This is a genomic window from Bradyrhizobium sp. AT1, assembly GCF_001590795.1.
GTDB lineage: Bacteria > Pseudomonadota > Alphaproteobacteria > Rhizobiales > Xanthobacteraceae > Bradyrhizobium.
The window spans coordinates 6,078,629-6,091,388 of record NZ_JXDL01000001.1 but is presented as its reverse complement, the minus strand read 5'-3'; the positions used below and the strand labels follow the sequence as shown (position 1 = coordinate 6,091,388).

Genomic DNA, 12,760 nt, shown 5'->3' with positions numbered 1-12,760 from the left:
AGGGCGGTGCTGCTCCCGGCGCCGCGGCTGCGATCGCGCCGCCAAAGCTCGCGCCGAAGAAGCCGCCGATGGTGCAGCAGCCGGCACAGGCGACGCCCTCATTCCGCGATTTCTTCGGCCTCGGTTCGCCGCAGCCAGCTCCGCCGCGTCAGCTGACGCCGGCGCCCGGACCACGCAATCCGGCACAGAATCCCGCGATCCCGCGACCGCCGGGCAACGTCGGCCGCTCGGCCGAGATGTTCCGGTAAGCGAAGGTCTCGTGTCCCGGACGCGACGCAGCACCTTTTGGTGATGCGGCGCAGAGCCGGGACCCAGCTCCTCTCAAAAAAAGAATGGGCCCCGGCTCAGCAGCGCACCACTGCGTGATGCGCTGCGTCCGGGGCAGGAGAAACGTGAGCTCTTGGCCCAGTCGTTAATAGCGCCAGCGCGGCGGCGGACGGCGGGCAGGACGCGACATCAGCAGCGCGAGTGCGAAGCCGATGCCGCCGGCCACCATCAACGCGCCGAGCGGATTGTCCTGCACCTTCTTCGACAGCGCCTGTGTCCCATCGCGGAAAGTGTCGCCGCTGTTGTCGTAGGCGTCCTTGGCGTAGCTGGTCGCGGTGTCCGCAGCGTCGCGCACGGCATCCTTGGCCTGGCCATAGAGATTCTGCACCGTGCCCGCGGCTTCCCGGGCCTTGCCTGAGGCCTGCGTCTTGGAATCGCCTGCGATATCTCCGATCGCGCTTTCCGCCTTACCTGCGTAGTCCTTGGCCGCGCCAACAATCCGATCCGTATCCATGATGCTCCTCCTCGGGGGTCAGCCCAAGTAACCGATCAGGAGCAGCGCAGTTCCAAACCATAACGAAAGTGTTGGCCTACAGGATGAGCCCGCCATCGACGACCAGCGTCTGGCCAATGATGTAGGACGACAGCGGCGAGGCCAGGAACAGCGCCGCGCCCGCCATATCGGCCGGCGTGCCCAACCGCCGCAGCGGGATGCGCGCGAGCGCGCCTTCGAGCCGCTTCGGATTGTCGGTCGTCACCTTGGTCATCTTGGTGTCGACGAGCCCGGGCGCGATGCCGTTGACGCGGATACCGTCCTCGGCCCAGGCCTCGCCCAGCGTCCGCGTCAACCCGACCGCACCGGTCTTCGAGGCGTTATAGGCGGGATTGCCCATGGTGGAATGATAGGCCGCGGTCGAGGACACCATGATCAGCGCGCCCTTGGAATCCCGCAACATGGAATGAAATCGCGTGGCGCAGGCCATCAGGCTCATGAGATTGACCTCGACCACCTTGCGAAAGCCCGCCATCTCGAACTCGCCGCGGCGATAGAGCACCGCGCCTTGCGCCAGTACGAGCACATCGAGCCTGTCGAAGGACGGCTTGAACGCTTCGACCGCGGTGGGATTGCTGACGTCGAGCTGCGCATAAGAGAGCCCGGTGAGATCGGAGCCCTCCTCGATCGAATAATCCTGCTTCTGTGCCCGCGTGCCGCACACCGCGACAAGCGCGCCCCTTGTGCGAAACGCCTGCGCGATGCCGTTGCCGATCCCGCTCGAGCCGCCGACGACCAGCACCTGCTTGCCTGAGAAATCGAGTTCGTTCGCCATCGCGCACCTCCCCTTTTGTTTTGCTTGTTTGACCTGTCTGCGGATCGATGCCAGCCTTGTCAATCATAACAAGAACACGCACGGTTTGAGGAAACAGCATGTCCGAGTTCAAGGAGCTCAGCCGGTCCGTCGAGGGCTTGACCGTTCTCGTCACGGGAGCTGCCAGCGGCATGGGGCGCGCGACCGCGCGCGTGTTCGCGAGCGAAGGCGCCAACGTCGCCGTCACCGATTTCGACGGGCAAGGCGCGCAGGCGGTGGCCGAGGAGATTGCCGCGAGCGGCGGCGGGGGAAAGGCATGGAAACTCGACGTTGCCGACGGCGGCGAGATCAAGCGCGTGGTCGGCGAGATCGCTGCGCATTTCGGCGGGCTCGACATCGTCGTCAACAATGCCGGCATCTCCGTGCGGGTTGCGATCGACGACGAGGGCTATGAGGACGCCTGGGCCAAAGGCATCGCGGTGATGCTGACGGCGCATCCGCGCGTCATCCGCGCCGCGCTGCCGCATTTGCGCAAGTCGAAGTGCCCGCGCATCGTCAATATCGCCTCGACCGAGGCGCTTGGCGCGACCGCATTGCACAGCCCCTATTCGGCCGCGAAGGGCGGCGTTGCCAGCCTCACCCGCTCGCTCGCCGTGGAGCTCGGCCGCGAGGGCATCACCGTCAACTGCATCTGCCCGGGCCCGATCCGCACAGGGATCACCGACCGCATCTCGGAGGAGCACAAGGCGATCTACGCCAAGCGACGCACCGCGCTCGGCCGTTACGGCGACCCCGAGGAGGTCGCGCACATGACGCTGAGCCTGTGCCTGCCGGCGGCATCGTTCCTCACCGGCACGGTGATCCCGGTCGACGGCGGGCTGATGGCGCGGAACGCGTAGGAGACATCGAAGGTGCGTAGCCTGGATGGAGCGCAGCGCAATCCGGGTAGGCTTTTCCGCGGGGTGAGAATCCCGGATTACGCTACGCTCCATCCGGGCTACGGGCTGCCATGCGCGCCGCGCGTTGACAACGCCTGTTACGGGAGTAGCTTTTTCGCCGACAGAGCGGGAGCAACCGCTCGCGACCCGCGGGAGAGAACGTCATGACGATCGCCATCCGGCAGCTTCAAAAACATTTTGTCGGCGAGGTCTCCGGCCTCGACCTGCGCAAGCCGCTCACGCCGGATGAGGCGCGCGAGATCGAGGCCGCGATGGACAAATATGCGGTGCTTGTGTTCCACGACCAGGACATCACTGACGAGCAGCAGATGGCCTTCGCGCTGAATTTCGGCCAGCGCGAGGAAGCGCGCGGCGGCAACATCACCAAGGCGGATGAATACCGGCTCACGTCGGGCCTGAATGACGTCTCCAACCTCGGCAAGGACGGCAAGCCGCTGCCGAAGGACAGCCGCGCCAATCTGTTCAACCTCGGCAATTGCCTGTGGCACTCCGACAGCTCGTTCCGCCCGATCCCCGCAAAGTTCTCGCTGCTGTCGGCACGCGTGGTGAACCCGAAGGGCGGCAACACCGAATTCGCCGACATGCGCGCCGCCTATGACGCACTCGACGACGAGACCAAGGCGGAGATCGACGATTTCGTCTGCGAGCACTCGCTGATGTATTCGCGGGGATCGCTCGGCTTCACCGAATATACCGACGAGGAGAAGGAGATGTTCAAGCCGGTGCTGCAGCGGCTGGTGCGAACGCACCCCGTGCATCGCCGCAAGTCGCTCTATCTGTCATCGCATGCCGGCAAAATCGTCGGCATGAGCGTGCCCGAGGGGCGGCTCTTGCTGCGCGATCTCAACGAGCATGCGACGCAGCCCGAATTCGTCTATGTCCACAAATGGAAGCTGCATGACCTCGTGATGTGGGACAACCGCCAGACCATGCACCGCGTCCGCCGCTACGACCAGTCGCAGCCCCGCGACATGCGAAGGGCGACGGTGGCCGGGACCGAGCCGACGGTGCAGCAGCAGGCGGCGGAGTAGGCAGACAGTAGCGACATACTCCGCTGTCGTCCCGGACAAGCGCAGCGCAGATCCGGGACCCATACCCACAGGAGGTGGTTTGGCGAAGACTCGGAGTTGGCAGCCAGCACAAAAACCACACCCTGTGGTTATGGGTCCCCGCGTTCGCGGAGGACGACATCGAGGGTAAGGCGCCAGCTACGCGTGCCCGGCCTCGTTCGAGAGCATGCCGGGATCGATGCCGATCTTCCGCAGCGCGCGGGAATATTTGTCGTCGACGTCGTCGCCGAAGATCAGATCCGCATCCGCATCGCAATGCAGCCAGCCGTTGCTCTGGATCTCGGTCTCGAGCTGGCCCGGCGCCCAGCCGGCATAGCCGAGCGCGAGAATGGCGTGCTTGGGGCCGGAGCCGTTGGCGATGGCCCGCAGGATGTCGACGGTCGCCGTGAGACAGACGCCGTCGTCGATCCGCAGCGTCGCGTTCTCGATGTAGAAGTCGCTGGAATGCAGCACGAAGCCGCGGCCGGTATCGACCGGGCCGCCGCGCAGCACCTTCATGCTTTCGGCATTCTCCGGCAGCTTGATGTGCTCGCCCTTCTTGATGATGCCGAGCTGCTGCAAGAGCTCGGGAAAGTCGATGCTGCCGGCCGGATGATTCACGATGATGCCCATCGCTCCCTCAGCCGAATGGGCGCAAAGATAGATCACCGAACGCTCGAAGCGGGAATCGCCCATCACGGGCATCGCGATCAGCAGCCGGCCGTCGAGATAGCCGGCCGAATTGGGGAGTCCGGAGCCCGCCCTGCGGGTGCTTTCGCCCGTCCTCTTGCCTGTGGGAGCCATCGGTGAAGCACTCCGGTTTCAATTCCTATCCTGATGTCGGGCCGGGCCGCTGTCAAATCAAGGCTTGCAGAGACCTGATTCAAGTGCATCCATCACAAGCAATTCAATGGTTTGCCCCGGGGTGACCCTGTAAAGACGTACCATGCTCACAAGAGTTCCCCTGCGTGCGGCGATCGGCGTCGCGACAACCTTGCTTGCGTCGTCATTGACCATCGCGGCCCGCGCCGATGACGCTTCGCCGTGGCAGCGCGACGGACATTCCGCGGTGCGGCTATTGGCGGGATCGCGCAGCGGCGCCGTTCTGCTCGGCGGTATCGCCTTCCAGCTTCAGCCGGGGTGGAAGACCTACTGGCGCATCCCCGGGGATTCCGGGGTGCCGCCGCGCTTCGACTTCTCGAAGTCGGACAATGTCGAGGCGGTGACGGTGATGTGGCCGGCGCCGCTGAAATTCGACGACGGCGCGGGCGGCCATTCGATCGGCTATCACAACCAGATCGTGCTGCCCTTGCGCATCGTCGCCAAGGCGGCCGACAAGCCGGTGACCTTGCGCGCCGAGATCAATTACGCGGTGTGCGAGAAGCTCTGTATCCCGGTCGACGCCAAGCTCGAGCTCAACTTCAACAACGTCGCATCCACCGAGGATGCCAATTTGCGCGCCGCGCTCGACACCGTGCCCAAGCCCGCCAATATCGGCGATCCCAATCCGCTCACCATCCGCGACGTCAAGCGCGACGGGCCAAAGAATGTCGTGGTCGACGTCGTCGCGCCTGACGGCAGCAACGTCAATCTGTACGTGGAAGGGCCGACGCCCGATTGGGCACTGCCGATTCCGGAGCCGGCCAAAGAGAGCCCCGCTGGCGTCAAACGCTTCTCGTTCGAACTCGATGGATTGCCGCCGGGCGCCAAGCCCGACGGTGCAGCGCTGAAGTTCACGCTGGTCGGGCCGGAGAAGTCGTACGAGTTCAATACGAATCTGGAATAGGTCGTCGCAGACGGAGCACCCGATCAGGATGCTGGGCAGGCCTTCGACGCCTGCTTTTCCTGCAACTTCTTCGTGCAATATGCACTGCATCGCTGACCGCCGACCTTGGCGCAGACGGCCAGACACTTCTCATATGAGCATCCCCACGCATCCGCCCGCGCGGGCGTCATGGAATGGAGATCGAAGCCGGCCATCACGGCGAGCACAGCCATGCACATCTTGAATCGAGTCATCAATCGCTCCTTCTGAAAATGACGTCCCGTGCGCGCGCAGCCGGCCCGCACATATTCCAAATCGGTCCACTATGCGGCCAGCATAGTTCGAAGCGGCGCAGGACGTCACCCCTCCAATTAGGGGGCGGACACCGCCAAAGGCGGTCCAACCGAATCTTAAGGAATGGTTGCTAAGTCCCGGGCCTGCCGCAGCATGCGGGACGCTTGGGGACTCTTCGTGGCCGTGATGGATGCAGAACCCGCAACGACCGGACCGGCCGGGCTGATCGCGCGGGTGCGGGCCAAGTTGACCGGCGGCTCGAGCGAGGCGTCGCTGACGCGGCGGCTTGCCGGCACCATCTTCATCATCCGCGTCATCAGCGCCGGGCTCGCCTATGTCTCGCAGGTGCTGCTCGCGCGCTGGATGGGCACCTCCGACTACGGCGTCTATGTCTATGTCTGGACCTGGGTGCTGCTGCTCGGCAGCATGATGGATTTCGGCATCTCGGCTTCCGCGCAAAAGATCATTCCGGAGTATCGCGCCAGTGGCGATCAGGCCTTGCTGCGCGGCTTTCTCTCCGGCAGCCGCTGGCTGACCTTTGCCGCGTCGACGCTGGTCTCTCTCGCCCTCGCCGGCATCGTCAGGCTGCTGTCGCCCTGGATCGACCCGGCCGAGGAGCTGCCGCTCTATATCGGCTGCATGACGCTGCCCGCCTTCGTCGTCGCCAACACCCAGGACGGCATCGCGCGTTCGCATGACTGGATGCAGCTCGGCCTGATGCCGCAATTCGTCATCCGCCAGGGGCTGATCATCGGACTCACCGCGACCGCTTTCCTGCTCGGCTACCATCTCGGCGCGGTCGCCGCGATGGCTGCGAGCGCCGCCGCGGTGTGGATCGCGATGACCGGGCAGATGGTGGTGCTGAACCGCAAGCTCGCCGATCACATCGCGCCTGGCCCCAAGACCTACGACATCCGCGGCTGGCTCGCCGTCTCGCTGCCGATCCTCTTGGTCGAGAGCTTCTATCTGCTGCTGTCCTACACCGACGTGCTGGTGCTGCAACAGTTCCGCCCTTCCGACGAGGTCGGCGTCTATTTCGCCGTGGTGAAGACATTGGCGCTGGTCTCCTTCATCCACTACGCGATGTCGGCGACGACCGCGCATCGCTTCGCCGAATACAACGCAAGCGGCGACAAGGCGCGGCTGTCGGCCTATGTGGCACATGCCATCAGCTGGACGTTCTGGCCGTCACTGGCGGCGACCATCGTGCTGCTCGCGCTCGGCAAGCCGCTGCTGTGGCTGTTCGGGCCGCAATTCGTGGTCGGCTACGACATCATGTTCGTCGCCGCGATTGGCCTCGTGGTGCGATCTGCGATCGGGCCGGTCGAACGGCTGCTCAACATGCTCGGTCAGCAGAAAATTTGCGCGCTCGCTTATGCGCTGGCCTTCGTGATGAACCTCGTGCTTTGCATCGCGCTGGTGCCGCGCTACGGCGGCCACGGCGCCGCCGCCGCAACCTCGCTCTCCCTCACTTTCGAGACGGTGCTGCTGTTCTGGATCGTGCGGCAGCGGCTCGGACTGCACGTGCTGGCGTTCGGGTGGGATCGAAGGCCTTGAGGCAATTGGAAAGCAACAGGACATCTGATATACTTGGGTGCATGGCTGCAAGCGATTTACGACATCTTCTGGAACGCGCTCAGACTTGGCCCGAAGAGGCCCAGAACGAGTTGGTTGCGATTGCCAGCGAAATTGAGAACGAGCTGCTTGGCGGCGAGTATCTGGCGACGCAAGAGGAATTGCGAAGCATCGACACGGCCTTGGCCTCAATCGATCGTGGCGAAGTCGCTACGGATGCCGAGGTTGCGGAGGCCTTCGCAAAGTTTCAGCGCGGATGAAGGTCGTCTGGTCGCGAGAAGCGCTTGGTGATCTCACAGGCATCGCGACGTATTACGCCACCAACGCCAGCCCTGTGATCGCTGAAGCCGTTGGACGAAAATTTACTGACGTCATCGAGCGTATTCGGAGCGCACCTTTCTCTGCGCCACGCGTTGCACACCGTTCCCAAATCCGCGCAGCAACGGTCGTTCGTTATCCATTTCGGATATTCTATCGTGTCAGTGGCGACGTCATCCATATTGTTCACATCCGCCACACGTCACGGCGGCCGCTTGCGGGGCTGAACGAGCCCGGAAAGCAGTATGCTTGATCGCGGCTCGGAGGGACGGCTGTTTCGCGGCTGGCCCAGGAAAGAGACGAAACGCCCCCTCAGCTTTGGCTCGTAGTGCAAATTTTCTTATTTGATCCAGGAGGTTGCCTCTCGGTAGAACTTTATTCTACGTCGTATTGCTTAACCGACGAGATCAACCTAAGATTCCGCTGACATGTTCGATCCACTCTACGTCGCCTCTGGATTCGGGGTCGGCCTGCTTGTCGGGATGACCGGCGTTGGCGGCGGCTCGTTGATGACGCCGCTCTTGATCCTGCTGTTCGGCGTTCATCCCTCCACAGCGGTCGGAACCGACCTGCTCTATGCCGCCGCCACCAAGACCGGCGGCAGCGTGGTGCATGGCTGGTCGCGCAGCGTGCACTGGCCGGCCGTGCTGCGGCTCGCCTGCGGCAGCATACCAGCGAGCGCGCTGACGCTGCTGGTGCTGTGGAAGCTCGACCTCAAGAGCGATTCCGAGCGCAACCTGGTCAATCTGGTGCTGTGCTTCGCGCTGCTGCTGACCGCGACGTCGCTGATCTTCCGCAAATCCATCATGGAGCGTTATCGCCGCCGTCTCGAACTAGTCGACGAGCGCATCACCGCAATTGCGACCGTGGTGACCGGCATCGTGCTCGGCGTGCTGGTCTCGATCTCGTCGGTCGGCGCCGGCGCGGTCGGCGTGACCGTGCTGCTGCTGCTCTACCCTCGCCTGCCCATGGTGACCATCGTCGGCTCCGACATCGCCCATGCGGTGCCGCTGACACTGGTCGCCGGTATCGGACACTGGGCGCTCGGCGACGTGGACTGGGCGCTGATGGGCGTGCTGCTATTGGGCTCGCTGCCCGGCATCATCGTCGGCAGCTTCAGCGCCACGCGCGTGCCCGAGACCGTGCTGCGCTTGGCGCTCGCGAGCGTGCTGTTCGTGGTCGCCGGCAAGATCATGTTCGCGGAATTGCACCTGTCGTCGGCGTTCGTGACCGCGCTGGCCTGGGGGCACTGAGCGGAAAGCGAACCGACGTCGTAGGGTGGGCAAAGCGCAAGCGTGCCCACGTACTTTTCGATTGAGAGAGATCGTGGGCACGGTGCAAGTGCGCCTTTGCCCACCCTACGGCACCTACGGCAGCGCCGCCCTACTCCGCGGTCCAGCCACCGTCGATCGACAGATTCGTGCCGGTGATCTGCGCGGCATCGTCGCCACACAGGAACAGCGCCAGCGCGGCGACCTGCTCGGAGGTGACGAACTCCTTGGTCGGCTGTGCGTCGAGCAGCACGTCGTTGATGACCTGCTCGCGCGTCAGGTTGCGCGCCTTCATCGTGTCGGGGATCTGCTTCTCCACCAGCGGCGTCCAGACATAGCCGGGGCTGATGCAGTTGCAGGTGATCTTGTGGGTCGCAACCTCCAGCGCCACGGTCTTGGTGAGGCCGGCGATGCCGTGCTTGGCCGAGACGTAGGCCGACTTGAAGGGCGAGGCGACCAGCGAGTGCGCCGACGCCGTGTTGATGATGCGGCCCCAGCCCTTCTTCTTCATGCCTGGCACCGCGGCGCGAATGGCATGGAAGGCCGAGGACAGGTTGATCGCGATGATCTGGTCCCACTTCTCGAGCGGAAACTCCTCGATCGGCGAAACGAACTGGATGCCGGCGTTGTTGACGAGGATGTCGACCGAGCCGAACGTCGTCTCGCCGAGCGCGATCATCCCGGCGATCTCGGCAGGCTTGGTCATGTCGGCCGGCGAATAGATCGCCTTCACCTTGAAATCGGACTCGATCTTGGCGCGCTCTTTCTCGATGTCCTCCGGCGAGCCGAAGCCGTTGATGACGACATTCGCTCCGGCCGCGGCAAAGGCCCGCGCGTAAGCGAGGCCGATGCCGCTGGTCGAACCGGTCACGACGGCATTCTTGCCTGACAGACTACCCATGCTATTCGCTCCTTTTTGCCGGGGGCGCGGTGACGTCCCCCGTGAGATCGTAGGTCACCATGGTCTCGCCGGACTGCGGCCGCTCGAGCCAGTCCTTGTGGCGCATCGACAGATGCACGTCGTTCACGCCGGCCTCCCAGTGCTCGACCATGGCGACGTGCGAGAAATCGTAATCCTTGGACGAGGATTCGTAGTTCTTGCTGCGGTAGATCAGATGCACGACGGTGACGGTGCTTTCGCGCGACGCTTTCGCGAGGAATTCGACGGACGGGTCGTTCTTCAGATAATCGGGCAATTTGGAAATCAGGTCGCGCACCGCCCTGCGGGCGTTGTGGACCTGCTTGTTCTTGTCGGTGTTCATGCGCGTGCGGCTGGAGAAGCGGATGTCCTTTTCGCGCTCGGTGGCTTCGAGCAGCGAGGTCGGCAGATCACCGCGGGCGCTGAACAGATCGACCTGGAAGATCAGCATGTCGCGGTCGGTCTCGGCGTCGAGCACGTAGTCGAGCGGGGTGTTCGAGGCTATGCCGCCGTCCCAGTAATGCTCGCCGTCGATCACGACCGACGGAAAGCCCGGTGGCAGCGCGCCGGAGGCCATGATGTGCTCGGGGCCGATTTTCTTGCCGAGCTTCTTGAACTCGTAATTGTCGAAATATCTGAAATTGCCGGAGGTGACGCCGACCGCGCCGACCGACAGGCGCGTCTTCAGGTCGTTGATGCGGTCGAAATCGACCAGACGCTCCAACGTCTTCTTCAGCGGTGCGGTGTCGTAATAGCTCTCGGCCTGCGGGCTGCCGGGCGGCCAGAGCGGCGCCGGCGGAATGCGCGGCGTGAAGAAGCCGGGCACGCCGAAGGTCGCGATCAGCGCGGCACTGGTGGAATTGAACAGCTCACGGCTATGGTCGCTCTTGCCGATCGGTTTCCACGGCACCGGCGCGGAGACCATTTCCCAGAATTCCTTGAGCCGCTTGACGCGGGTCTGGCCCTCATTGCCGGCGATGATGGCCGCATTGACCGCGCCGATCGAGATGCCGGCGACCCATTCCGGCTCGAAGCCGTGGCCGCACAGCGCCTGATGGGCGCCGGCCTGATAGGAGCCCAGCGCACCGCCGCCCTGCAGGACCAGGACGCGTTGCGCATTCGCGGGGATGCTGGCGGATTCCGGACGATGATCTGTCATGGGGGAACAATAGCAAATGGCGCGCCACCGTGGCGACACTCCGCCGCGGCGTCAATGCATGCTGGGATCAAGTCTGGCTTATCGGGGCTACGTCGAGGCCAGGATCATGGTCCAGAACACCTTGTACTTGGTGCCGGGAGCATAGCTCGCCGCGATGCCTAGTTTTGTGACACCCCCCTTGAGCATGTTGGCACGGTGCGGGGGCGAGTCGCGCCAGCCGGAAAACGCTTCCGCCAGCGTATGATAGCCGGCCGAGATGTTCTCGACCGCCACGGTCGCGGGATAGCCGCCGGCGGCCAGGCGCTTGGCCAGGGGCGCGCGGACGTCATGGTCCATCTTGTTGGCCGCGGCCATCGCATTGGACTGGGATTCGGCGAGCCGCATCAGGTCGGGATCGATCACGACGGTGCCGAGGGCGTTGTTCTGGCGGTATTGCGAGATCATGATCGCGGCCGCTTGCGCATCGAGCTTGGCGCCCGGGACCGCCATATCGACATACATCGACGGCTGCTGGACCGGTGTCTCGTTGCCGGCACAGCCAGCGAGCAGCAAAGTGATGAGAATTGCGGCCGCAGCGCGCATAGAGGAGCCCCCGAATGAGGGGCCGTTGTTGCATACCAACAATGGCTGAAAGGTGAATTTTGAAGAAAATCCTAGCCGTCATTCCAGGGCAGCACAGATCCCTGAACACCGAATGACGGGACCCTAGCCCGCAAAAATCCGGTAGCGGCGGGGCTCGAGGCCGATCGTATCGCCGGCGCGCAGTTCCCTGTCGCGAGGAGCGTCGATCTCGATGGTCTCGCCGCCGGAAAGCACCACCTCGGCGCGCTGCACCGGACCGAAATTGCGGACGTGATGCACGGCGCCCTCGAAGGCACCGCTGCCGGGCGGGCCGACCAACATGTCATGTCGCCGCACGAACAGTTTTGACGCGCCAGGCGCAATTCCGTCCGCCGCGAGGGCGAGCGGCCGGTCGCCGAGCCTGACGACGCCGCCCTCGACCTGAACCGGCAGCTCGATGGATTCGCCGATGAAGCCGTGGACGAACGCGCTTGCCGGCCTCTCATAGACGTCGTCGGGCGAGCCGATCTGCTCGATCCTGCCCTTGTCCATCACCACGACGCGGTTGGCGACTTCCAGTGCCTCTTCCTGGTCGTGGGTGACGAAGATCGAGGTGACGCTGATCTCGTGATGCAACGAGCGCAGCCATTTGCGCAGCTCCTTGCGCACCTTGGCGTCGAGCGCACCGAACGGCTCGTCGAGCAGCAGAATGCGCGGCTCGATCGCGAGCGCACGGGCGAGCGCGATGCGCTGGCGCTGGCCTCCGGACAGCTGGCTCGGATAGCGATCGGCGAGCCAGTCGAGCTGCACGAGATCGAGCAGCTCCTTGACGCGGGCGCGGATGGTGGCTTCGTCCTTGCGGATGGCGCGCGGCTGCACGCGCAGGCCGAAGGCGACATTCTCGAACACCGTCATGTGGCGGAACAGCGCGTAGTGCTGGAACACGAAGCCGACATGCCGCTCGCGCGCGCCCTGGGCCAGCGCATCCTCGCCGTTGAAGGTGACCTCGCCGGCGTCAGGCCAGTCGAGGCCGGCGACGATCCGCAGCAGCGTGGTCTTGCCGGAGCCGGAGGGGCCAAGCAGCGCGAGCAATTCGCCGTCATTGACCTTGAGGTCGACGCCGTCGAGAGCTCTGAAGCTGCCGAAGGTCTTGACGAGATTCTTGACTTCAATGGTCATTGACGTCTTGTCCTTCGTCGAGGTGACGTTCGAGAACGGTCTTTGCGATCAGCGTGATCAGCGCCAGCATCGCCAGCAGCGAGGCGATGGCGAAGGCGGCGACGAACTGATATTCGTTGTAGAGGATCTCGACCAGC

General features: G+C 64.1%; 15 protein-coding genes and 2 pseudogenes. 8 read left to right on the top strand and 9 right to left on the bottom strand.

The genetic code is table 11. The annotated features are described in order from the left end of the window. A pseudogene (locus tag SE92_RS28235) lies at positions 1-248 on the top strand (DUF459 domain-containing protein); the annotation flags it as partial. A 164-nt stretch (positions 249-412) separates the two neighbouring features. Here SE92_RS28235 and SE92_RS28230 read toward each other — a convergent pair. Then, entirely contained in the window at positions 413-781 is a 369-nt protein-coding gene (locus tag SE92_RS28230) for a CsbD family protein (protein WP_063200880.1), read from the bottom strand. 76 nt (positions 782-857) lie between these two features. Continuing rightward, positions 858-1,595 (bottom strand): SDR family NAD(P)-dependent oxidoreductase, encoded by a 738-nt coding sequence (locus SE92_RS28225; protein ID WP_063200877.1) that lies wholly within the window; start codon positions 1,593-1,595, stop codon positions 858-860. A gap of 98 nt (positions 1,596-1,693) precedes the next feature. On the opposite strand from SE92_RS28225, the gene SE92_RS28220 reads away from it, so the two are divergent. Next, positions 1,694-2,473: an SDR family NAD(P)-dependent oxidoreductase gene (locus tag SE92_RS28220; protein WP_063200868.1), complete on the top strand. Its 780-nt coding sequence runs from the start codon at positions 1,694-1,696 to the stop codon at positions 2,471-2,473. Between the two features lie 203 nt (positions 2,474-2,676). Beyond that, a complete protein-coding gene (locus SE92_RS28215; RefSeq protein WP_063200865.1) occupies positions 2,677-3,564 on the top strand; it encodes a TauD/TfdA dioxygenase family protein in 888 nt (295 codons plus the stop codon). A 177-nt stretch (positions 3,565-3,741) separates the two neighbouring features. Here the strand turns inward: SE92_RS28215 and SE92_RS28210 are convergent, their stop codons facing one another. After that, complete coding sequence (locus SE92_RS28210; RefSeq protein ID WP_063200863.1) at positions 3,742-4,386, bottom strand: YqgE/AlgH family protein; 645 nt, start codon at positions 4,384-4,386, stop codon at positions 3,742-3,744. Between the two features lie 142 nt (positions 4,387-4,528). Between SE92_RS28210 and SE92_RS28205 the strand changes: the two genes are divergently transcribed. After that, the gene (locus SE92_RS28205) at positions 4,529-5,368 is read left to right on the top strand and encodes a protein-disulfide reductase DsbD domain-containing protein (protein ID WP_063200860.1); all 840 of its coding nucleotides are present in this window, start codon (positions 4,529-4,531) and stop codon (positions 5,366-5,368) included. 23 nt (positions 5,369-5,391) lie between these two features. Here SE92_RS28205 and SE92_RS28200 read toward each other — a convergent pair whose 3' ends face one another. Continuing rightward, positions 5,392-5,601: a hypothetical protein gene (locus SE92_RS28200; protein ID WP_063200857.1), complete on the bottom strand. Its 210-nt coding sequence runs from the start codon at positions 5,599-5,601 to the stop codon at positions 5,392-5,394. A 217-nt stretch (positions 5,602-5,818) separates the two neighbouring features. Here SE92_RS28200 and SE92_RS28195 point away from each other — a divergent pair, with 217 nt between their 5' ends. The 4 genes from SE92_RS28195 (at position 5,819) to SE92_RS28185 (ending at position 8,787) form a co-directional block, all read left to right on the top strand. After that, positions 5,819-7,198, top strand: a complete 1,380-nt coding sequence (locus SE92_RS28195; protein ID WP_063203808.1) for a flippase — start codon at positions 5,819-5,821, stop codon at positions 7,196-7,198. Between the two features lie 41 nt (positions 7,199-7,239). Beyond that, on the top strand, positions 7,240-7,476 hold the full coding sequence (locus SE92_RS28190) for a hypothetical protein (RefSeq protein ID WP_063200854.1): 237 nt from the start codon (positions 7,240-7,242) through the stop codon (positions 7,474-7,476). Next, a complete protein-coding gene (locus SE92_RS35175) occupies positions 7,473-7,787 on the top strand; it encodes a type II toxin-antitoxin system RelE/ParE family toxin (protein WP_084251898.1) in 315 nt (104 codons plus the stop codon). Before SE92_RS28190 ends, SE92_RS35175 begins: the two co-directional genes overlap by 4 nt. Before the next feature lie 175 nt (positions 7,788-7,962). Beyond that, positions 7,963-8,787: a sulfite exporter TauE/SafE family protein gene (locus SE92_RS28185; protein ID WP_063200851.1), complete on the top strand. Its 825-nt coding sequence runs from the start codon at positions 7,963-7,965 to the stop codon at positions 8,785-8,787. A gap of 130 nt (positions 8,788-8,917) precedes the next feature. Here SE92_RS28185 and SE92_RS28180 read toward each other — a convergent pair whose 3' ends face one another. The 5 genes and pseudogenes from SE92_RS28180 to cysW all read right to left on the bottom strand — a co-directional run. Beyond that, a complete protein-coding gene (locus SE92_RS28180) occupies positions 8,918-9,706 on the bottom strand; it encodes a 3-hydroxybutyrate dehydrogenase (RefSeq protein WP_063200848.1) in 789 nt (262 codons plus the stop codon). Position 9,707: 1 nt separating this feature from the next. After that, the gene (locus SE92_RS28175; protein ID WP_063200846.1) at positions 9,708-10,883 is read right to left on the bottom strand and encodes a DUF3734 domain-containing protein; all 1,176 of its coding nucleotides are present in this window, start codon (positions 10,881-10,883) and stop codon (positions 9,708-9,710) included. Positions 10,884-10,970: 87 nt separating this feature from the next. Further along, positions 10,971-11,465, bottom strand: a complete 495-nt coding sequence (locus SE92_RS28170; RefSeq protein ID WP_063200843.1) for a CAP domain-containing protein — start codon at positions 11,463-11,465, stop codon at positions 10,971-10,973. 123 nt (positions 11,466-11,588) lie between these two features. Next, the gene (locus SE92_RS28165) at positions 11,589-12,623 is read right to left on the bottom strand and encodes a sulfate/molybdate ABC transporter ATP-binding protein (RefSeq protein WP_063200840.1); all 1,035 of its coding nucleotides are present in this window, start codon (positions 12,621-12,623) and stop codon (positions 11,589-11,591) included. Next, positions 12,613-12,760, bottom strand: a pseudogene (cysW, locus tag SE92_RS37240) (sulfate/thiosulfate ABC transporter permease CysW); the annotation flags it as partial. The pseudogene cysW and the gene SE92_RS28165, both read right to left, overlap by 11 nt.

Excerpts from the sequence above, each read along its gene's own strand:
- SE92_RS28230 (WP_063200880.1), bottom strand. The coding sequence starts at position 781 with ATGGATACGGATCGGATTGTTGGCGCGGCCAAGGACTACGCAGGTAAG.
- SE92_RS28225 (WP_063200877.1), bottom strand. The coding sequence starts at position 1,595 with ATGGCGAACGAACTCGATTTCTCAGGCAAGCAGGTGCTGGTCGTCGGC.
- SE92_RS28220 (WP_063200868.1), top strand. The coding sequence starts at position 1,694 with ATGTCCGAGTTCAAGGAGCTCAGCCGGTCCGTCGAGGGCTTGACCGTT.
- SE92_RS28215 (WP_063200865.1), top strand. The coding sequence starts at position 2,677 with ATGACGATCGCCATCCGGCAGCTTCAAAAACATTTTGTCGGCGAGGTC.
- SE92_RS28210 (WP_063200863.1), bottom strand. The coding sequence starts at position 4,386 with ATGGCTCCCACAGGCAAGAGGACGGGCGAAAGCACCCGCAGGGCGGGC.
- SE92_RS28205 (WP_063200860.1), top strand. The coding sequence starts at position 4,529 with ATGCTCACAAGAGTTCCCCTGCGTGCGGCGATCGGCGTCGCGACAACC.
- SE92_RS28200 (WP_063200857.1), bottom strand. The coding sequence starts at position 5,601 with ATGACTCGATTCAAGATGTGCATGGCTGTGCTCGCCGTGATGGCCGGC.
- SE92_RS28190 (WP_063200854.1), top strand. The coding sequence starts at position 7,240 with ATGGCTGCAAGCGATTTACGACATCTTCTGGAACGCGCTCAGACTTGG.
- SE92_RS35175 (WP_084251898.1), top strand. The coding sequence starts at position 7,473 with ATGAAGGTCGTCTGGTCGCGAGAAGCGCTTGGTGATCTCACAGGCATC.
- SE92_RS28185 (WP_063200851.1), top strand. The coding sequence starts at position 7,963 with ATGTTCGATCCACTCTACGTCGCCTCTGGATTCGGGGTCGGCCTGCTT.
- SE92_RS28180 (WP_063200848.1), bottom strand. The coding sequence starts at position 9,706 with ATGGGTAGTCTGTCAGGCAAGAATGCCGTCGTGACCGGTTCGACCAGC.
- SE92_RS28175 (WP_063200846.1), bottom strand. The coding sequence starts at position 10,883 with ATGACAGATCATCGTCCGGAATCCGCCAGCATCCCCGCGAATGCGCAA.
- SE92_RS28170 (WP_063200843.1), bottom strand. The coding sequence starts at position 11,465 with ATGCGCGCTGCGGCCGCAATTCTCATCACTTTGCTGCTCGCTGGCTGT.
- SE92_RS28165 (WP_063200840.1), bottom strand. The coding sequence starts at position 12,623 with ATGACCATTGAAGTCAAGAATCTCGTCAAGACCTTCGGCAGCTTCAGA.